Here is a 19,032-nt window from a genome sequence, read left to right on the forward strand (position 1 = left end):
CTGCCATGGCTTGTGCCGCTGCTGCGTCGTCGTGCTGCTGTCGCACGATATCAACCAATGAATGCCGTTTCAGGAGGTCGCATGACCAATGTCCATCATTTTAAAGTCACCACCAGCTCAGGCGAGCTGCTGGATTTAAGTCAGTTTCGGGATAAAGTGCTGTTGATCGTCAATACCGCCAGCCAGTGCGGTTTTACCCCACAATACCAGGAACTGGAGCAGTTGCATCAGCAGTTTGCCGAACAGGGTTTGGTGATCCTGGCTTTTCCCTGTAATCAATTCGGCGGGCAGGAACCTGCGAGCAATCAGGAGATCCAACAATTTTGCCAACTGAATTTTGGCGTCAGTTTTCCGGTCATGGCCAAAATCCAGGTCAACGGCCCGGATGCCGAGCCTTTGTTTGAGTATTTAAAAGATCAGGCCCGTGGCTTGATGAAAACCCGAGCCATCAAATGGAATTTCACCAAGTTTCTGGTCAATAAAAATGGCGTGGTGGTCAAACGTTATGCGCCAAGAACCAAACCCAGCCAGTTTGTGCAAGCCATCGCAGAAGAACTGGCGTTGTTACCCCAGTCAACTGCTGAAGTGGCCGCAGCAGGCTAACAGGATCCGCAGCAAGCTTTGATCAGGCGCACAGACGGGACCATCACTTTAGGTTAGAGTAAACTTTTCCACCTTCAACGGAGTGTCCAATGAAAGTTGCCGTGTTCAGTGCGCAAAAATATGATCAACAAGGATTCACCGAATGGGCCGATCCAGCACTGCAATGGCGTTTTTTGTCGCAGCGGCTGGATGAAACCTCGGTGCAGGCCGCCGCCGGCTGTGACGCGGTCTGTGCTTTTGTCAATGATCAGCTCAATGCCGCCGTGTTGCAACAACTGCAACAACTCGGTATCCGTTTTGTCGCGCTGCGCTGCGCTGGTTTTAATCAGGTTGATGTAGCCGCCGCCAACAGCCTTGGCATCCAGGTTGCCAGAGTACCGGCCTATTCGCCGGAAGCTGTAGCAGAACACACTGTTGGGATGATGTTGTGTCTGAACCGGAAATTTCACAAAGCCTATAACCGCACCCGCGATAACAATTTTGATCTCAATGGTTTGCTTGGGTTTAATCTGCATGGCAAAACCGTGGGGTTAATCGGCACCGGTCGGATTGGACTAGCGACAGCGCGTATCCTGCAAGGCTTTGGCTGCCAGTTACTGGCATATGACCCAATCCCCGTCAGTCCAGCCCCAGTTGGCATGCGTTATGTCAGTCTAGACGAACTTTATGCCAGTGCCGACATCATCAGTTTGCATTGTCCGCTGACTCCGCAAAGCCTGCATCTGATTAACGCTCAGAGTCTGGCCCAAATGAAAACGGGTGTGATGCTGATCAATACCAGTCGTGGTGCTCTGGTGGATACCCAAGCTGTGATCCAGGCGCTGAAAAGTGGTGCCATCGGTTATCTGGGACTGGATGTGTATGAACAGGAAGCGGATTTATTTTTTAAAGACTTATCAGACCAGGTGATTGCTGATGAGATTTTTCAGCGGCTACTGACGTTTCCAAATGTGTTGATCACCGGTCACCAGGCGTTTTTTACTGCTGAAGCGCTGCAGCAAATCAGTCAGATCACGTCGGAAAACCTGCTGAACTTCGAACGGGGCCAGACTTCAGCCAATTGGTTAACCAAGCGTACTTGATCCCCATTACTCAGTTGCAGCCCCGCCCTGCCAGCGCAAGTCGGGGCTGCCAACTTGGGTTATGGTTTTTTGCTTGCTGACTGCCCGGCTAAAGTGCGGTCAAAAAAGCTGGTGATGGTTTTGTGCAAATGGGTTTGCACCTGCTGACCAAACATGGCGTGTTTGCTGCCAGGGTAAGTCATCATTTCAAACATTTTGCCCTGCTGCTGCAGTTCAGAAAACAGCTTGGTACTATTGCTGAACAAGACGTTATCGTCCGCCATGCCATGATAAATCAGTAAATCGCCTTTTAAACCCGCGGCATAAGGAAACACAGCACTTTGGCTGTAACCTTCGGCATTACTGGCCGGATGGCCCAGATAACGTTCAGTATAATGGGTGTCATACAAACTCCAGTCCGTTACTGGCGCCCCTGACACCCCGGCGGCAAAATAATCGCCGGCTTTAAACATACTCATAATGGCCATATAACCACCATAACTATGGCCATAAACCCCAATCCGGGCCGGATCCACAGCAGCTAAGCTGCGCAGAAATTCGACGCCAGTGATTTGATCTTCCACTTCAACCACGCCGAGTTTGCGATAAATTGGATCTTCGAATTTCTTGCCACGGTTTTCTGAACCACGGTTATCCAATTGGAAAATGATATAACCGCGCTGTGCCATATAATGGAAATACAGGTCACGGCCGCTCCAGCTATTGGTGACGCGCTGCGCCCCCGGGCCGCCATAGACACTGACAATCACCGGATACTTTTTCCCTGCTTGCTTGTCCTTGGGTTCAAACATGCGGTAATGCAGGGTCTGGCCATCTTTGGCTGTTAAAGTCCCAAAGGTCGGCTTGATTAAACCATCCCAATAAGGCGTCAGCGGATGATTCGCATCTAACTCATTGGCTTCCAGTACTGTCAGCACTTTGCCGTTGCGATCATTGAGCTGCACTTTAGGTAAGGCATTGACACTGGAATAACTATCCAGAAAACCACTGCCGTCTTCCGCCACCACGACAGCGTGGCTGGCAGCAGCGGACGTCAGTCGTTGTGGCTCGCCACCTTTGAGCGGCAAGCGGTACAAATGACTTTCCAGCACTGAATCTTTCCGACCGCTGAAATACAATTCGCCGGTTTTTTCGTTCACACTTTCCAGTTTGTTCACCACCCAATCGCCTTTGGTCAGCTGTTGTTTCAACTGCCCCTTCAGATCAAACAGATACAAATGCTTAAAGCCATCGCGCTCTGAAGCCCAGATAAACTCGTTTTTATTGGTCAGGAAATGTAAATCATCATGCAAATTGACCCAGGTATTGCTGGTTTCCGTCAGTAAAGTGCGTTGTTGACCGCTACGTAAATCCGCCAGCCGTAATTCAAGCTTTTGCTGATCACGGCTCTGCCATTGATAACTGAGCAGATTCGGATCCTGGGTCCATTGTACTCTAGGCAGATAGATATCCTGCTCTTGACCAAGGTCAACCCAATTGGCAGCACCACCGGCGACTGGCACCACACCAAGCCGGATTTTCACGTTCGCGGCGCCGGCATATGGATAACGCTGATTGTATAACTTGATTTCCGAGGCGTAGATTTCATTGCGTAATACTTCGGCAACACCAGACTCATCAAACTGGGTAAAGGCTATTTTGCTGTCATCCGGAGCCCACCAGTAACCGGTCATCCGCCCCATTTCTTCCTGTGCCACAAATTCTGCCATGCCGTTTTTGATCGGGCCCTGACCATCTTTAGTTAACTGCTGTTCCTGGCCGGTTTGCAAATCCAGTACATAGATATTTTGTTCACGCACAAAAGAGACAAAACGCCCTTTGGGCGATATTTGTGCATCTGTTTCAAATTCTGGCGTGTTAGTCAGTTTTCGCGACTTTTTACTGCCAAGTTCATAATAATAGACATCGCCGTTCAGCGGAAATAATAAGGCTTTACCGTCTTTTGACCAGCTGTAACTGACGATACCACTGGCAAATAACCGCAGCCGTTCACGACGAGCTTTTTCTTCATCCGATAAGGTTTCGACCCCACTGAACAAGCTATCTGAATCCACTAACAAGCTATGCTGACCGGATTTGATCTGGTACTGCCACAGATCAAGCCGGTTGGCATCACTGGCTTTGCCTTTGAGGTAAGTAATACGGCTACCATCCGGTGAATAACTCAGTGATTTTGGCGTTGGCCCACTCAGCGCCGGATCGGCAAATAACCGCTCCAGTACTAAGGGCTCTGCCGCATGTGTCAGTCCCAGATTTGCCGCAGTAAGTAACGCCAGACTAAGCCCGGCTACAGATTTTTTCATTCGGGTGTTCCTCGTTTTTATTCTGCTGCTATCTAATGTCAGCCGGCATTTTTTTGCAAGCCAATACCGGCTGAGTCACCAATTAAACCGGCTCATTCCTGCGAGATCTGCATTTAGGCGGCAATCTACAGTACAAAACGCGACGGATAGCATAACAACCACCGCTATTTTTTGTACAAATAACAGTCAGTACGATTTCTAGATATGCAGGCTGTTGAAAATTAAAGAAATGTTCCTGAAAAAGGATAGTTCTGTTTTTTAAAGATTATTTACGTTGGCAATTAGACAAGGCCAGAGTTGTTACCTATGGTTTGTCAGAACATAACAAAAATAATTGATTGGCAAACAGAGAATCAGGAACTTTTATGAAACAGCAAAATACGGTGAGTCCACTTGCCAAAGCAATCCACTATGCGCTGGCAACAAGTCTGTCTTTAAGCTTCTGTGCAGTGGCGCAAACCACTGAATCCAAAGCTGAGGACGATAAGATTGAAAAAATTGCGGTGGTGGGCTCCAGAGCAGCGCCCCGCTCTATCGCTGATTCGCCGGTACCCATTGATATTGTCGGCGCCGAAGAACTCACCAAATCAGGCAGCAGTGATATGCTGAATATGATTACCACCACTGTCCCTTCGCTCAATGTGCACTCCATGCCAATCAGTGATGCTGCGACTTTGATCCGCCCCGTTAATTTACGTGGCTTATCTTCAGATAGCACCTTAATCCTGACTAATGGCAAACGCCGGCATAAAGCATCTGTGATTGCACTGCTGGGCGGCGGTATCAATGATGGTGCACAAGGTGCTGATATTTCAGTGATCCCGGGTATTGCGATTAAACAGGTTGAAGTGTTGCGTGATGGTGCTGCTGCCCAATATGGTTCGGATGCCATCGCCGGGGTACTGAACTTTGTGCTCAAAGATGCCGATGATGGCGGCAGTCTGGAAGTTAAAACCGGTCAGTTTTATGAAGGGGATGGTGACAGTACAGAAGTTGCCGGTAACATCGGATTACCATTAACTGACAATGGCTTTGTCAACGCCAGCTTTCAATTAAAAAATGCCGATGCCACCAGCCGAAGTGTGCAACGTCAAGATGCGCTTGGCCTGGCTGCAGCCGGCAATACAGCGATAGCACCGCTGACCCAAGTCTGGGGCTCACCGGAAATTAAAGATGATATCACCATGTTCCTCAACTCCGGACTGGACTTAGGGGATGGCCGTGAAGCTTATCTGTTTGCCAACTACTCAGAACGGGATGTGATTGGCGGCTTTTATTACCGCAATCCGCATAACCGTGGTCAGGTGTATTCAAATGATGAAGGCAAAACCTTATTGGTGGCGCAGCTGAATCCAAATATTCCATGTCCGACCGTCAACATTACCACTGGCAATGTGTTAACCCAGGCGGATTACGCGTTAATTGCCGACAATAACACCGCTGTTGGCAAAAACTGTTTTGCCTTTAATGAAATGTTCCCAGGCGGTTTTACCCCAACTTTCGGCGGTAATGTCACAGATACAGCCTTGGCTATGGGCACCAAAGGCACCTTTAAAACCGGTTGGCTGCACGATGTGATGTACGATTTTAGCGGCACTGTTGGTCGCAATGAATCGACCTATAAGATGACGAACACTATCAACGCTTCACTTGGCCCTGAAACTCCGACTGAGTTTAACCCTGGTCGTTATATCCAGTTGGAAAAAACCTTCAGTGCTGATTTTGTTAAATTTGTGCCGGCTGGGTTATATGAAGATATGACGGTGGCATTTGGCTCACAATGGACCGAAGAAAGTTTTGAAGTCGTCGCTGGTGATGTCGATTCATACCTGGCAGGACCTTATGTGTCACAAGGCTTCAGTATAGGTTCGAACGGTTTCCCCGGTTTTAAACCAGAAGATGCCGGTATTTACACCCGACGTAACTATGCCGTTTATACCGATGTTGAAGCCGATTTTACGGAAAACTTCCTGGCTGGCGCAGCCTTACGCTTTGAAGATTATGATACCTTCGGCTCCACGCTGAATTACAAAATTCTGGCGCAATACCGGCTCAATGACGAATGGGCACTGCGGACCTCGCATAGCACCGGTTTTCGTGCGCCTACCGTAGGTCAGTCCAATGTCAGTAACGTTCAAACCAACTTGTCATCCGGCATGCTGGTAGATTCAGCATTATTGCCACCCACCAATCCGATCTCCAGAGAGTTAGGTGGTAAAGAATTAACCCCGGAAGAATCGGTCAGCTTTGCCGGCGGCCTGGTCTATACCGGCGATGATTTTTTCGTCACGATGGATTTTTACCATATTGAAGTGACAGACCGGATTACCCAGTCCAGTAAAATTAACCTGACACCAACCAACAAAGCTGCGCTCAAAGCCGCTGGGGTGAAAAACGTTGATTCAATTCAGCAAGTCAGCTTTTTTACCAACGACTTTGATACCACCACCCAAGGGATTGATTTTGTTGCAAGTTATAGCACTAATTGGTTCGATGGTGCGACCAATCTGAACTTTGCATATAACTGGACTGATACCAATGTGGATAAAGTAGGTGCGCCGATCGGCGGCCAAGCCATCACTGGTTTTGATAAAATTTCCAGACTTGAAAATGATTTACCCAATCATCGTGCCACTTTAACCTGGAGCCAAAGCTGGGCTGACTGGAACATGTTTGTCCGGCAAAACTATTATGGTGAGTATCAGGGCGTGCATGTCGATTGGGTCGGTACACCTGCTTCACCGGGTACCGAAAAGAACGCAGCAGCCAAAGTCACCTTCGATGTTGAAGTCAGTTATAACTTTAATAGCAACTGGGTCGTGTCAGTCGGTGCACAAAATATCTTTGACACTAAACCAGAGAAAATTGACCTTTCAGCAGCGAACACACCGAGTAATAACTGGGGTGGCTTATATTATGAAACGTCGCCGATGGGCATTAATGGCGGTTATTATTACGCCAAAGGTGTGTATCGTTTCTAAGCCATTTGTCACGCAAGCCCGGTTCCAGCCCATCGGACCGGGATTGCGGCCACAAGCGGCAACCATTGACTTGAATTCAACCCCGGAACATGGCATGGTTTTGCTTTTAGACCAGTTCCGGGTGTTGTGTGCAGTTAGAACGCTGGCAATTTCAAACAAATCGCGGTTTTACGTTGCGCGGTTTTCATTCCGTCCCTTCCGGCAAACCCTTGTTGCATATGCTGCATGGGAACGGTTTTTCCAGCCTGATGTATCAACCCTTGCTCAGCATGCTGAGCGAGCATTTTGATTTATTTTTATCTGATGCCCAAGGCCATGGTGATAGTGATCATGGCGGACTTTTTGTTGGCTGGAATCAAAGTGCAGAGCTGGCACTGGCTGCACTGCGGGCGCATTTGCCATTGTTTGGTGACGTGGAAATTTATGCCTTGGGCCATAGTTTTGGCGCTGTGTTAACAGCCATCATCAACAGTCAGGCCAACAGTCCTTTTCGTCAGGTGATTTTGCTTGACCCGGTGCTATTTACCCCCTGGATGCTCAGAACCATGCAAGGACTGGATCTGCTAGGCTTGTATCGCTTTAATCCACTCGCGAAAAAAGCGTTAAAAAGACGACAACACTGGCCGGATCCAACCCAGGCTGCACAGTATTTAAAGCAAAGAGCGTTATTTGCCAGTTGGCATCCGGATGCTTTATCGGCTTATATTCGACACAGTATGAGGCAGGATCAAGATGGGGTGCGGCTGAAATGCCGGCCTGAACGCGAAGCTGAGATTTTTGCCTCTTACCCGAAACGATTATGGCAGTCTTTACGTCAGCCCTGTAGCGAGACCTTAGTGCTGTATGGTGATCAGAGTTACCCTTTTGTTGCCAAAGCCGTCACGCGCTGGCAGCAATTGAATCAGGCCGTGCATATTCGTCAGGTCCGTGGTGATCATTGTTTTATGCAACAACAGCCCAGTCAAACCGCGGCTTTGATCCTGCAACACTGGCTACCAGCAAAAACAGGCTGAACCGGGTTAAAGATCCGACAAAAATCGCTGCCGGTCATCCGATACTTCCATTATAATGGCGGCAATTTTGTGTCAGCCAGAGCGAGTTGAAGTGATTAAACGTAGTTTCCTGTTAAGTGCCGTGTTGTTATCGGCCTGTACCACAGTGCCAGAACCTAAACCTGCGCCCGTCGCGGCCAAGCCAGCCGAACCCGTGGTGGTGAAGCCAGATCTGGTGCCGGATGAAGTGGTGCATTCTGACAATGCCCAGCCTATTGCCACCGATTTCGGGCTGATTTTCATTGAACGGGATATGACGTTTACCGGCACTTTGCCATGCAAAAAATGCCCTGGGGTGAACTACCACATTAACGTGTACCGGGATGGCAAATTTGAAGCCCGTCGTGAGTACATTGACCGCAATCAAATTGAACTGATCCGGGGCGAGTGGCAACTGGACCAACGCACTTTGCATTTTACCAGTCAGCACACCAGCATCCCTTCTTTCCTGTTTGCCAGTAATCGCCATCTGACCTTGATGGATAGCGCCGGTAAACCTATAGTTTCAGCTGAAAATCAAACGCTGACCCGCCAAAGTGAATTTAAAAAATTGGATAGCAGGTTGCCATTATTGGGCCTGTACCAATTAAAAGACAATCAGGCCAGTTTTACTGACTGCCGCTCTGGCACCAGCCATCAAATTGCCATGACTCAACATCATATGCCGATGATGCGTAGCTATCAGACCAACCCATCACTCAACGGTAAAACCGTGGTCGCGACTTTAACCGCGCGCAAAAGCCCGGAGCAGGACAATACCTTATTTATCGATAAATTCGAGCAGTTCTGGCCAGGTGCGACCTGCCCAGCACAACAAGGTGCTGATAAAGTTGAAGGTATTGTCTGGCGGTTAAACTCAGTGTCGCAGATTGGTGTGCCGCAGAAGCTGAATATCCGGCTGATGTTTGATCAAAATAATAAGGTGTACGGCTATTCCGGCTGTAATAACTTTAATGCCGGTTACCAGAAAAATGACAATCAATTAAAAGTGTTACCGCTGGCTATGACCAGAAAACACTGCGCTGATGCCAACTTCTATGAGCAGCAGTTCACCCGTCAGTTACAACTGGCAGACCGGGTTGAAGTTAATCAGCAAAAACTGCAGTTACTAAAAGATAATCAGGTGATTATGGAATTCAGTCAGGCTGTGAACTGACTGAGTTGCCGCTTGCAAGCTAACAGCTAAAGTGTGATATGACGATGGGGTTGGAATTTATGTGCTGATCCCATTTTTTGGTCATGAAATCACAGGTACAAAAAAGCCACCCGCAGGTGGCTTTTTTACTGCTCAGATTAATTAAGCAGTTAAAGCTTGTTTCGCTTTTTCAACTAAAGCAGCAAATGCGCCTTTGTCGAATACTGCGATGTCAGCCAGGATTTTACGGTCGATTTCAACAGATGCTCTTTTCAGACCATCGATGAAACGGCTGTAAGATAAACCGTTTTGACGTGAAGCAGCGTTAATACGCGCGATCCACAGTTGACGGAACTGACGTTTACGTTGACGACGGTCACGGTAAGCGTACTGGCCGGCTTTGATTACTGCTTGGAAAGCTACACGATAAACACGGCTACGGGCACCGTAGTAACCTTTAGCCTGGTTTAATACCTTCTTATGACGCGCGCGAGCGGTCACACCACGTTTTACTCTTGGCATTTCAGTCTCCTAAATATTATGCGTATGGCAAGCAGCGAGCGATACCAGCGACGTCAACTTTTGCAACTAACGTTTTTGGACCTAACTGACGCTTACGCTTAGAAGACTTCTTCGTCAGGATGTGGCGAAGATGTGATTGCTTACGTTTAAAACCACCAGAAGCGGTTTTTTTAAAGCGCTTGGCAGCGCCTTTGTTGGTTTTCATCTTAGGCATAGTTAAATAACTCGCATTGTTTAATTACAACGAATAATAAGGCGAAAAACCTCATCCCACCGCGTTACCACAGTGGAACAGGGCTTTTACTTGTATGCGCTTATTACTTCTTATTTGGGGCCAGCATCATGATCATCTGACGACCCTCAACCCGACTTGGGAAAGATTCACAAACAGCGATGTCTGTCATATCCTCTTTAATCCGGTTAAGCATCTCAATACCGATGTCCAGATGCGCCATTTCACGACCACGATAACGCAGTGTTACTTTAGCTTTGTCACCCTCTTCAATGAAGCGACGCAGGTTGCGTAGTTTTACCTGGTAATCGCCTTCATCAGTTCCAGGCCGGAATTTAATTTCCTTGATCTGGATCTGCTTTTGCTTCTTCTTCTGCTCTTTCGCAGCTTTACCCTTTTCGAAGAGGAACTTACCATAGTCCATTAACTTACAAACAGGAGGCTCAGCTGTTGGACTGATTTCTACCAGATCACAACCACCTTCTTCTGCCAATTTGATGGCGTCTGCGGTACTTACTACACCTAATTGTTCACCTTCCAGACCAATCAAACGTACTTCGCGGACGTTGATTTCTTCGTTAATACGATTCGGTCTGTTCGTTGGTAACGGTTTCTTTCCTACTTTAATGGTATGTTCCTCCAAGAATTAATATCATCAGACCCGGTTTTTGATTTCTGTCGTCAGTTTGTCAACAAACGCTTCTACAGTCATCTTGCCGAGGTCTTCGCCTTTGCGTGTTCTCAGTGCTATATCACCGGCTTCAACTTCTTTGTCACCGACGACAACCAGATAAGGAACACGTGCCAGCGTGTGCTCGCGGATTTTAAAGCCTATCTTCTCATTTCTCAAGTCCGAAGTTGCTCTAATACCGTGAGATTTGAAAGTTTTTACTAATTCCTTCACATAATCGGCCTGATTATCGGTAATATTCATCACCACAACCTGAGTTGGCGCCAACCATGCCGGGAACAGACCGGCATATTCTTCAATCAGAATACCGATAAAACGTTCCAGCGAGCCCAAAATTGCCCGGTGAATCATCACCGGAATTTGCTTCTCGCCATTCTCTGCCACATAAGTCGCCCCTAATCGGGCCGGCATTGAAAAATCGAGCTGCACAGTACCACATTGCCAGGCTCTGTCCAGACAATCATGCAAAGTAAATTCAATCTTCGGACCGTAGAACGCACCTTCGCCAGGTAAGTATTGGAATTCTATCCCTTTACTGTTCAGAACCTGCGCCAGGGCTTTTTCGGCTTTATCCCAGATTTCATCTGAACCCACCCGCTTTTCTGGCCGGGTGGACAGTTTCACCACAATTTTGTCAAAACCAAAAGTCTGGTAAGTTTCATACACCATGTCGATGCAAGCACCAACTTCAGCTTCAATCTGATCTTCAGTACAGAAGATATGCGCGTCATCTTGGGTAAAACCACGCACCCGCATCAAACCGTGCAATGAACCAGACGGCTCGTTACGGTGGCAGCAACCAAATTCAGCCATTCGCAGCGGTAAGTCACGGTAAGATTTCAGACCCTGGTTAAAAATCTGAATATGACCAGGGCAGTTCATCGGTTTAATCGCGTATTCACGTTTTTCAGATTCCGTGGTGAACATGCCGCCAGCGAACTTATCCCAGTGGCCCGATTTTTCCCACAACGAACGGTCCATCATCAGTGGGCCTTTTACTTCGTCATAATCAAAGGAGCGCAATTTTTCCCGGACAAATTTTTCCAGTTCAGTGTAAATAGTCCAGCCATCGTTATGCCAGAACACCATGCCTGGGGCTTCTTCTTGCCAATGGAATAAATCCAGGGCTTTACCGATTTTGCGGTGATCGCGTTTCTCTGCTTCTTCTAACCGGGTTAAATAAGCGCCGAGCTGCTTTTTATCGGCCCAGGCGGTGCCGTAAATACGTTGCAGCATTTTGTTTTTCGAGTCGCCACGCCAGTAAGCGCCGGCAACTTTCATAATTTTAAAGTGCTGACAGAACCGCATATTCGGCACGTGTGGGCCGCGGCACATATCAATATATTCTTCGTGATGGTACAAACCTGGCTGATCGTCCCGAGCTACGTTTTGCTCAAGGATTTCCATCTTGTAACTTTCGCCACGCGCGGCAAAAGTGTCATAGGCTTGTTGCCAGCTGACCTTTTTCTTCACCACGTCATATTCGGTTTTTGCCAGTTGCAGCATGCGCGCTTCCAGCGTCTGCAGATCTTCAGCGCTGATTGGCCGATCCAAATCGACGTCATAATAAAAGCCATTATCAATGACCGGACCAATCGCCATTTTGACGTGTGGCCACAGCTGTTTGATGGCATGCCCTAATAAATGCGCACAAGAGTGACGTAGAATTTCTAAGCCTTCGTCATCTTTCGTGGTGACGATAGCTAACTGGCTATCTTGCTTGATGATTTCACAGGCATCGACCAGTTGGCCATTGACTTTACCGGCAATGGTGGCCTTGGCAAGACCAGGACCAATAGATTTAGCAACGTCGAGGACAGATAACGGGGCATCAAAAACGCGCTGACTACCGTCAGGCAGAGTAATTACTGGCATAAAAATATTCCTACAGTGGTGACCCCCACAATGGGTCACATGATGATGTTGCTCCTGCTGGCAATAACGCCTTGCGGTCCAGTTGATGACCCCAACGAGTGGTCATTTGGTACACAGCGTGGCGGTATCGTGACTCCAGCCCAGAGTGAATGCCGACTTGGCGGGGGCAAGCTTAGCATGCTGGCCTTTTCTCGGCAAATAGCTGACTGTCAGTAAAAACGTGCTGCGCAGCGGCGAAATCTGCGGTTGTTGACCATACTGTGTTGCAATAACCAAAGGAGTATCTATGTGGCAGGCCATTGCAGAGCATATCAGTGCTGAACTGCAGCAAGACTTTCAGATCAGCCATAAACAGCAGCTACCCACCCATTCCGGTAATTTGTTGTATCAAATTCAAGGGCATTTGCAGCAGGGTCAGCACCGGCAATTTTTTGTCAAACTGAACCAGCGTGAAGTGCTGGATAGTTTTGCCACCGAAGCACTGAGTTTACAGGCGATTTCACAGCGTCACTGCCTGCGTACACCGCACGTGATTTGCCCGGGACAAACCCTGGATAAAGCCTTTCTGGTGCTGGACTATCTGCCACTTTCGAATGAACATCCTTATGGCTGGCAGGCGCTCGGGCATCAACTGGCATTTTTGCATCAGGCGGACGATCAGGCGATGTACGGTTTTGACTGGGACAATTATCTATCAGCCAGCTTGCAGCCGAATCAATGGCAAGCCAACTGGTCGACATTTTTCTCAGAACAGCGGATTGGCTGGCTGTTGCAATTGCTGGCTGAGCAGCAACAACTGTTTGGCAATATTGATTTAATTGTCGAGCGGGTGCGGCAGCGACTGCACGGCCATCAGCCTAAACCCTGTTTGCTGCATGGCGAACTGATGCGCAGCAATATCGGTTTTTTATCTGAAGTGCCTTTTGTGTTTGACCCGGCCTGTTATTTTGGTGATCGGGAAACAGATTTAGCCTTTGCCGGCTGGCTCGACCCATTACCGGAAGCTTTTTTTCAGTCCTATCAACAGGTTTATCCGCTGCCGGAGGGTTTCCTGCAGCGTAAAGATCTTTATAATCTGTACCATCTGTTACACCACGCTTATTTACGCGGTGGCCGTTACAGCTGGCAGGCCAAGGAGTACATCCAGCAACTGCTGGCCTAGGGGCTGCCCTGATGGAGTTGTATGTCGGTTCAGGCGGTCATTTTTGATATGGATGGCTTGTTGCTCGATTCAGAAGATTTCTGGCAACAAGCTGAATTTGAAATGTTTAGTTCACTGGGTGTACCACTAAGCCCAGCCGATACCCACAAAACGCTGGGTTGGCGCTGTGACGATGTGGTGCGTTTCTGGTATCAGCAAGCACCCTGGCAGACACCGACTCAGGCGGAAGTGGCTGACACTATTATCGATCGGGTGATTGCCCTTATCATCAGTCGTGGCAGGTTGTTGCCGGGCGCAGAGCAAGCCCTGCAGTTGTGTCAGACGGCGGGTTTACCGATAGCGCTGGCGACCTCGTCGAATCATAAAATGATGCTGGCGGTGCTGAACCATTTTGCACTGTCGCGCTACTTCCAGGCTACCTGTTCGGCCGAATTTCTGCCGCGTGCCAAACCTCATCCGCAAGTCTATCTGAATGCCGCAGCTGCGCTTGGGGTGGCGCCTGAATATTGTCTGGCGCTGGAAGATAGCGTCACCGGCGTGATTGCTGCCAAAGCCGCCCGGATGCGTTGTATTGCCGTGCCTGATGTCGCGCATCGGAGCGATGCGCGTTATGCCATTGCCGATAAAATACTGCGGTCACTGACAGAACTGCGGATGGAGGATTTCACAGCATGAGCCTGGCACAGACACAAAACCCCGCGCAGACACCAAACAAAGTTGCGCTGGTCACTGGAGCAGCCCGCCGGCTTGGCGCTGCGACAGTGCGGCAATTACATCAGGCCGGTTACCAGATTGTGCTGCATTATCGCTGTTCAGCTGCGGCCGCCATCGCACTGGCAAACGAGCTGAATGCACGGCGACCCGCTTCAGTGTTCTTGCTTGCAGCCGATTTGACCAGCCAAGCCGAACTGTTACAACTGGCCACTGATGCTGTGGCCGCTTATGGCCGGCTGGATCTGCTGGTCAATAATGCGTCCAGTTTTTATCCAACCCCGATGGGTAGCGTCACCGAAGCACAATGGCTGGATTTATTTGCCAGTAATGCCAAAGCGCCATTTTTTTTATCTCAGGCGTTGTTGCCGGCGTTAAGGGAGCACAATGGCTGTATTATCAATATGGTAGACATTCACGCCGACAAACCGCTGGCCGAACATCCGGTGTATTGTATGGCAAAATCAGCACTGGTGATGATGACCCGCGCGCTGGCACGCGAATTAGCGCCTACAATAAGGGTCAACGCAGTGGCTCCGGGCGCTATTTTATGGCCGGAAGCAGGTTTGCCTGATCAAGCCGTGTTACCCACACTGACAGAGCAGGACAAAACCGGCATTCTGGCACAAATTCCGCTTGGGGCTTTAGGTCAACCTGAAGATATAGCCCGGACCGTGTTGTTCCTGGCATGTTCACCTTATATCACCGGGCAAATTGTCGCGGTGGATGGCGGACGCAGCTTAGGGGCTGCCAGCAAAGCTTAGCTTAGCAGGCTGGTGCAGCACGCAGCGGGAAGGAGGCAGCATGGATTTGATCCATAAAACGATTCTGTGCCCGTTTTGCGGTCACCCAACCCATGTCACGCTGGATGTCAGCGGTGATGATCAGGACGATTTTGAAGATTGCAGCAACTGCTGCAATCCGATCCATATTGTCACCCACAAAGACGACTTGCACCGCAGTGTGCAAGTTTTTGTCGACGCCGATGATGAACAATTTTACTGACTGACCCGCTGTACAGGGTGGCAATGTTCAGAAGGCACTGGCAAAAAGTTATCTTCAGGCGCCGGAAAGCGCCGCCAAACCGCCCCCAGCCAGTAATTGTGTCACAGTCCGGTTGACGGTTTGCACTATGGTGATGGTCTGCTGATCAATTTCAATATTGACCCAATCGCCGACCTGACGCTGCCCCAGCGTGGTGATCTGCAGGGTTTCCGGAATAATATGTAACCAGAAGCGCCCTGCCGTCACAGCCCCGACCGTCAGGCTAATGCCATCGATGGCGATAAAACCTTTACTGAACAGATAAGGCTGCCATGGCGCGGCTAATTCAAACTCAATGGCCCAGTTATCGGCCGTCTGGCGGATCTCCAGCACTTTTGCCTGGGTGTGAATATGACCGGATAAAATATGACCGCCAATTTCACTCCCGACAGTCAGCGAGCGTTCAAAATTAACTTCAGCACCTGGAATGAGCGCGCCCAGATTGGTCAGCTTCAGCGTTTCATCAATCAAATCAAACTGCACCCAGCCATCGTCGGCTACGGACTCAGCCAGGCCAAAACCGGTGACGGTCAGACAAGTGCCATTGATGGCAATACTGGCCCCTTGCTGTAACTGCTGTAAGAATCGGTTGGCAACGGCCAGTGTCAGGGTACAAAAGCCGGGTCTGTGCTGAATTTCATCGACGCGGGCGCGGGTCTGGACTATTCCGGTAAACATTTACACCTCGGATTGTGCTAGATTAGGATTTTATATGGCAACACTGATAGTTACGGTGTAGCCACTGTCCGGATCTGTGTGAGTTGCCATGTTACCTTTTTCCCGCTTTGAAGCCAAAACCATTCTGAAACTGTCTGGCCCTATAGTGCTGGCGCAGTTAACCCAGACCATGATGTATGTGATTGATACGCTGATGGCCGGTCGCGTCAGCCCGGTTGATATGGCGGGCATAGCAGTGGCATCAGCCTTGTGGTTGCCGATTATCCTGACCTTTCAGGGTTTGTTATTGGCGTTAACACCGATGATAGCCCAGCATTATGGTGCGGGTCAGCGCCGGGAAGTGACCCAGGTCACCCTGCAGGGCGCTTATCTGGCCGGCGCACTGGCACTGCTGATTTTCCTGCTGATGCAGTTTATCGCCATTCCGGTCGGCATGATGCAGATGGACGATATGCTGCGGCAAAAAGCTTTAGATTATATGGGCTATATTGCCTTTGGTATTTTTCCGGCCGCTGGTTATATGGTGCTGCGCAATCTGTTTGAAGGTATCGGCTATACCAAAGCCACCATGTGGATCAGCTTTGTTGGCATCTTAGTGAATATCCCGGCCAACTATGTATTTATTTACGGCAAACTCGGTATGCCGGCTTTGGGCGGTGCTGGTTGTGGCTTGGCGACATCGCTGGTGTTTCTGGCACAGCTGATTGCAATCTGTATTTATGCCATGACCAGTCAGCGTACAGCACCATACCGGCTGAAACTGGCGTCCTATCGCGCTTCACTGCGCGAAATCTGGCAAATTATTGCGCTCGGTACACCGATTGCGTTTGCCATGTTTTTTGAAGTGACCTTATTCGCCTGTATTCCGCTGATGATTGTGCATCTGGGCCCGGCAGTAGTGGCATCCCATCAGATTGCCAATAACTACAGTGCCTTGGTCTTTATGTTGCCACTGAGTATGGGCATGGCGACCACAATCCGGGTTGGCCACCTGGCGGGAGCCAGAGATGTGCAGGAACTCAGAACAGCCATCAGCACCGCCATTGTCCTGTCGATTGGCATCGCCTTGCTGATTGCTGCATTCACGTACATCAGCCGTGGTCTGGTGGCGTCTTTGTACACCACAGATAGCGCTGTGATTGCAATGGCAAGTTCGATTCTGGTGTTGGCCTGTTTTTATCAGATTTCTGATGCCATCCAGGTGGTCTCCAGCTGCGCCCTGCGCGGCCTGAAATACACCAAACCAATATTTTTTATCACCTTTATCGCCTACTGGCCGATCGGCTTTGGCCTGGGCACAGTATTAGGGTTAACCGACTGGCTGACTCCGGCGATGGGCGCCCATGGCTTCTGGATCGGGATTATCATCGGTTTAACCGTGGCCGCGGTCTTGCTGGCTGCGATGCTAAAACAGCAATTAAACCGGCTGGAGAAAAGCTATGCAGCACAGGCGCTATCGGCACAGGCCACAGACTAAACCAAACCATCTTCAGCCCCTCAGTGCTGCACTCAGCGCTGTGGTCTGGTTATGCAGCCTGCTGTTGCCCATTTTACTCGGTGGCTGCAGTCCGGCTGCAGAATCTATTTTTGAGGATTACCACAGCAGAATGGCCAGAATTTTGCCCTTGCCTGCCCCAACAATCAATCCCATCGCAGCATTACCCGCACTGCCAGCTGTGCGCGAGGTACAGCAGCAATTGCCGGATTTACGGCTTGACTTGCTGGATCTGGTGGCGATCCGCCATTGTGGATTGCAGCAACTGGTGGCCAGTCGCAACAACAGTCTGGGTAAAGTGATGACAGCTGCCAATCAGCTCGGTTATGAACTTGAGTTATTACAGCAACTGTTACCTTGCCTGCGCCATCCAGAGCTCAGCCATCAACTACAACAACAGCTGCAACAGATGTATCAGCAAAAACGACAGGCGCTGCCGCTGGTGCTGTCCAATCTGCTGTTGACCGACGCAACGCTGCGCCAACAACTGCAAGGTTCGCAGCGTAGTCTGAACCCTGGTGCCGCCAGCCTTGGCAGTGATACCTTACAGGCATTACAGCAACTGCAATTGCTCCAGCAGCAGGTGCTAGCGCAAAGTGACACCAATTCAGCAGACACCACAGCAACGAATCAACAGCAGCCGCACATTCCTGAGTCCTGGCACGCAGAACGGATTAATCAGGCGCTGGCTTTGTTATACCAAGGCCAGCTGCTGGCAGATTTGCAATACAGTGTGCGTTACAGCAATAACCAACTACAAACGCTGAACCAGCAATTGATGGCGCTAGATTTGAGTCAATGGTGCGGCAAAGCACGGCTCAATGGTCAGATCGACATTCTGCTGACGGTGTTCGGGCAGATTTACTTAGGCCGGGTGCAACCCTATCTGGCAGAACTGGATAGCCTCAATCACCAGTTGATGCCAACCCTGACGGCGTTGTATCAGCACAGCCCTTTTCAACAGCTGATCACAGCGCGTTTTAACCAGCCAGCAGCAGAACTGCGCCACCAGTTGAAGACGCATGTCCGTTGGTGGCAGCAGTTGCAACAGCAATGTCAGTTACAGCTAACGGCTACACCGGCGCAATAAGCAACCTCCAGTCAGCCAAAGACCGGTCTTTCGCACAAAATAGCAGCAAGCAAGCGACAGAATTGAAAAAAGGCTTGCAATAGCAGGGACGCGAAAATACTATAGCGCTCGTTGTCAGCACAGTCAGCCAGACTGTGAACTATGAAATGCGTCCTTAGCTCAGTTGGTTAGAGCACCACCTTGACATGGTGGGGGTCGGTGGTTCGAGTCCACTAGGACGCACCACACTTCAGCAGAAGTGCGGCAGTTAAAACGATAACAGCGCAATATGCGTCCTTAGCTCAGTTGGTTAGAGCACCACCTTGACATGGTGGGGGTCGGTGGTTCGAGTCCACTAGGACGCACCAAACATTCAAATAAAATTCAACATCGTTTA

17 protein-coding genes and 2 tRNA genes are annotated in these 19,032 nt (G+C 49.5%); 13 read left to right on the forward strand and 6 right to left on the reverse strand.

The genetic code is table 11. From position 1 onward, the window contains the following. Nucleotides 1-81: 81 nt before the first annotated feature. Nucleotides 82-603 carry a glutathione peroxidase gene (locus AC53GJ_RS12890; protein WP_496728134.1) on the forward strand — a complete coding sequence of 174 codons (522 nt, stop codon included), beginning with the start codon at nucleotides 82-84 and terminating at the stop codon, nucleotides 601-603. A gap of 89 nt (nucleotides 604-692) precedes the next feature. After that, a complete protein-coding gene (locus AC53GJ_RS12895) occupies nucleotides 693-1,685 on the forward strand; it encodes a 2-hydroxyacid dehydrogenase (protein ID WP_496728136.1) in 993 nt (330 codons plus the stop codon). 59 nt (nucleotides 1,686-1,744) lie between these two features. Here the strand turns inward: AC53GJ_RS12895 and AC53GJ_RS12900 are convergent, their stop codons facing one another. Continuing rightward, nucleotides 1,745-3,988, reverse strand: coding sequence for a S9 family peptidase (locus AC53GJ_RS12900; RefSeq protein WP_496728138.1), 2,244 nt, complete (start codon nucleotides 3,986-3,988; stop codon nucleotides 1,745-1,747). Nucleotides 3,989-4,353: 365 nt separating this feature from the next. On the opposite strand from AC53GJ_RS12900, the gene AC53GJ_RS12905 reads away from it, so the two are divergent. The 3 genes from AC53GJ_RS12905 to AC53GJ_RS12915 all read left to right on the forward strand — a co-directional run bounded on the left by AC53GJ_RS12905 (nucleotide 4,354) and on the right by AC53GJ_RS12915 (nucleotide 9,177). After that, the gene (locus AC53GJ_RS12905) at nucleotides 4,354-6,969 is read left to right on the forward strand and encodes a TonB-dependent receptor plug domain-containing protein (RefSeq protein ID WP_496728140.1); all 2,616 of its coding nucleotides are present in this window, start codon (nucleotides 4,354-4,356) and stop codon (nucleotides 6,967-6,969) included. A gap of 128 nt (nucleotides 6,970-7,097) precedes the next feature. After that, nucleotides 7,098-7,982 (forward strand): alpha/beta fold hydrolase, encoded by an 885-nt coding sequence (locus tag AC53GJ_RS12910; RefSeq protein WP_496728141.1) that lies wholly within the window; start codon nucleotides 7,098-7,100, stop codon nucleotides 7,980-7,982. A 55-nt stretch (nucleotides 7,983-8,037) separates the two neighbouring features. Continuing rightward, nucleotides 8,038-9,177 carry an META domain-containing protein gene (locus AC53GJ_RS12915; protein WP_496728143.1) on the forward strand — a complete coding sequence of 380 codons (1,140 nt, stop codon included), beginning with the start codon at nucleotides 8,038-8,040 and terminating at the stop codon, nucleotides 9,175-9,177. Between the two features lie 141 nt (nucleotides 9,178-9,318). Here AC53GJ_RS12915 and rplT read toward each other — a convergent pair whose 3' ends face one another. The 4 genes from rplT to thrS all read right to left on the reverse strand — a co-directional run bounded on the left by rplT (nucleotide 9,319) and on the right by thrS (nucleotide 12,476). Continuing rightward, nucleotides 9,319-9,678, reverse strand: a complete 360-nt coding sequence (gene rplT / locus AC53GJ_RS12920; protein WP_496728145.1) for a 50S ribosomal protein L20 — start codon at nucleotides 9,676-9,678, stop codon at nucleotides 9,319-9,321. A 16-nt stretch (nucleotides 9,679-9,694) separates the two neighbouring features. Beyond that, nucleotides 9,695-9,892, reverse strand: a complete 198-nt coding sequence (gene rpmI / locus AC53GJ_RS12925) for a 50S ribosomal protein L35 (RefSeq protein WP_068069322.1) — start codon at nucleotides 9,890-9,892, stop codon at nucleotides 9,695-9,697. Between the two features lie 103 nt (nucleotides 9,893-9,995). Then, a complete protein-coding gene (gene infC / locus AC53GJ_RS12930) occupies nucleotides 9,996-10,553 on the reverse strand; it encodes a translation initiation factor IF-3 (RefSeq protein ID WP_496728147.1) in 558 nt (185 codons plus the stop codon). 12 nt (nucleotides 10,554-10,565) lie between these two features. Beyond that, complete coding sequence (gene thrS, locus AC53GJ_RS12935; protein WP_496728149.1) at nucleotides 10,566-12,476, reverse strand: threonine--tRNA ligase; 1,911 nt, start codon at nucleotides 12,474-12,476, stop codon at nucleotides 10,566-10,568. 286 nt (nucleotides 12,477-12,762) lie between these two features. Between thrS and AC53GJ_RS12940 the strand changes: the two genes are divergently transcribed. The 4 genes from AC53GJ_RS12940 to AC53GJ_RS12955 are packed head-to-tail and all read left to right on the forward strand — an operon-like array spanning nucleotide 12,763 to nucleotide 15,354. After that, nucleotides 12,763-13,638: a fructosamine kinase family protein gene (locus AC53GJ_RS12940; protein ID WP_496728151.1), complete on the forward strand. Its 876-nt coding sequence runs from the start codon at nucleotides 12,763-12,765 to the stop codon at nucleotides 13,636-13,638. Between the two features lie 21 nt (nucleotides 13,639-13,659). Beyond that, complete coding sequence (hxpB, locus tag AC53GJ_RS12945) at nucleotides 13,660-14,313, forward strand: hexitol phosphatase HxpB (RefSeq protein ID WP_496728153.1); 654 nt, start codon at nucleotides 13,660-13,662, stop codon at nucleotides 14,311-14,313. After that, nucleotides 14,310-15,113, forward strand: coding sequence for a pteridine reductase (locus AC53GJ_RS12950; RefSeq protein ID WP_496728154.1), 804 nt, complete (start codon nucleotides 14,310-14,312; stop codon nucleotides 15,111-15,113). The genes hxpB and AC53GJ_RS12950 overlap by 4 nt, the downstream gene beginning before the upstream one ends. Before the next feature lie 40 nt (nucleotides 15,114-15,153). Beyond that, the gene (locus AC53GJ_RS12955; protein ID WP_496728156.1) at nucleotides 15,154-15,354 is read left to right on the forward strand and encodes a CPXCG motif-containing cysteine-rich protein; all 201 of its coding nucleotides are present in this window, start codon (nucleotides 15,154-15,156) and stop codon (nucleotides 15,352-15,354) included. Nucleotides 15,355-15,408: 54 nt separating this feature from the next. Here AC53GJ_RS12955 and AC53GJ_RS12960 read toward each other — a convergent pair whose 3' ends face one another. Continuing rightward, the gene (locus tag AC53GJ_RS12960; RefSeq protein WP_496728158.1) at nucleotides 15,409-16,071 is read right to left on the reverse strand and encodes a riboflavin synthase subunit alpha; all 663 of its coding nucleotides are present in this window, start codon (nucleotides 16,069-16,071) and stop codon (nucleotides 15,409-15,411) included. A gap of 88 nt (nucleotides 16,072-16,159) precedes the next feature. Between AC53GJ_RS12960 and AC53GJ_RS12965 the strand changes: the two genes are divergently transcribed. The 4 genes from AC53GJ_RS12965 (at nucleotide 16,160) to AC53GJ_RS12980 (ending at nucleotide 19,003) form a co-directional block, all read left to right on the forward strand. Next, entirely contained in the window at nucleotides 16,160-17,548 is a 1,389-nt protein-coding gene (locus tag AC53GJ_RS12965) for an MATE family efflux transporter (RefSeq protein WP_496728159.1), read from the forward strand. Nucleotides 17,549-17,612: 64 nt separating this feature from the next. Beyond that, on the forward strand, nucleotides 17,613-18,656 hold the full coding sequence (locus AC53GJ_RS12970) for a DUF3080 family protein (RefSeq protein WP_496728161.1): 1,044 nt from the start codon (nucleotides 17,613-17,615) through the stop codon (nucleotides 18,654-18,656). 148 nt (nucleotides 18,657-18,804) lie between these two features. Beyond that, nucleotides 18,805-18,881 (forward strand) — tRNA-Val (locus AC53GJ_RS12975). Nucleotides 18,882-18,926: 45 nt separating this feature from the next. Then, nucleotides 18,927-19,003 (forward strand) — tRNA-Val (locus tag AC53GJ_RS12980). The last annotated feature ends 29 nt before the right edge of the window (nucleotides 19,004-19,032 follow it).

Source organism: Rheinheimera sp. B2H12, assembly GCF_059620065.1.

Excerpts from the sequence above, each read along its gene's own strand:
- AC53GJ_RS12890 (WP_496728134.1), top strand. The coding sequence starts at position 82 with ATGACCAATGTCCATCATTTTAAAGTCACCACCAGCTCAGGCGAGCTG.
- AC53GJ_RS12895 (WP_496728136.1), top strand. The coding sequence starts at position 693 with ATGAAAGTTGCCGTGTTCAGTGCGCAAAAATATGATCAACAAGGATTC.
- AC53GJ_RS12900 (WP_496728138.1), bottom strand. The coding sequence starts at position 3,988 with ATGAAAAAATCTGTAGCCGGGCTTAGTCTGGCGTTACTTACTGCGGCA.
- AC53GJ_RS12905 (WP_496728140.1), top strand. The coding sequence starts at position 4,354 with ATGAAACAGCAAAATACGGTGAGTCCACTTGCCAAAGCAATCCACTAT.
- AC53GJ_RS12915 (WP_496728143.1), top strand. The coding sequence starts at position 8,038 with ATGGCGGCAATTTTGTGTCAGCCAGAGCGAGTTGAAGTGATTAAACGT.
- rplT (WP_496728145.1), bottom strand. The coding sequence starts at position 9,678 with ATGCCAAGAGTAAAACGTGGTGTGACCGCTCGCGCGCGTCATAAGAAG.
- rpmI (WP_068069322.1), bottom strand. The coding sequence starts at position 9,892 with ATGCCTAAGATGAAAACCAACAAAGGCGCTGCCAAGCGCTTTAAAAAA.
- thrS (WP_496728149.1), bottom strand. The coding sequence starts at position 12,476 with ATGCCAGTAATTACTCTGCCTGACGGTAGTCAGCGCGTTTTTGATGCC.
- AC53GJ_RS12940 (WP_496728151.1), top strand. The coding sequence starts at position 12,763 with ATGTGGCAGGCCATTGCAGAGCATATCAGTGCTGAACTGCAGCAAGAC.
- hxpB (WP_496728153.1), top strand. The coding sequence starts at position 13,660 with ATGTCGGTTCAGGCGGTCATTTTTGATATGGATGGCTTGTTGCTCGAT.
- AC53GJ_RS12950 (WP_496728154.1), top strand. The coding sequence starts at position 14,310 with ATGAGCCTGGCACAGACACAAAACCCCGCGCAGACACCAAACAAAGTT.
- AC53GJ_RS12955 (WP_496728156.1), top strand. The coding sequence starts at position 15,154 with ATGGATTTGATCCATAAAACGATTCTGTGCCCGTTTTGCGGTCACCCA.
- AC53GJ_RS12960 (WP_496728158.1), bottom strand. The coding sequence starts at position 16,071 with ATGTTTACCGGAATAGTCCAGACCCGCGCCCGCGTCGATGAAATTCAG.
- AC53GJ_RS12965 (WP_496728159.1), top strand. The coding sequence starts at position 16,160 with ATGTTACCTTTTTCCCGCTTTGAAGCCAAAACCATTCTGAAACTGTCT.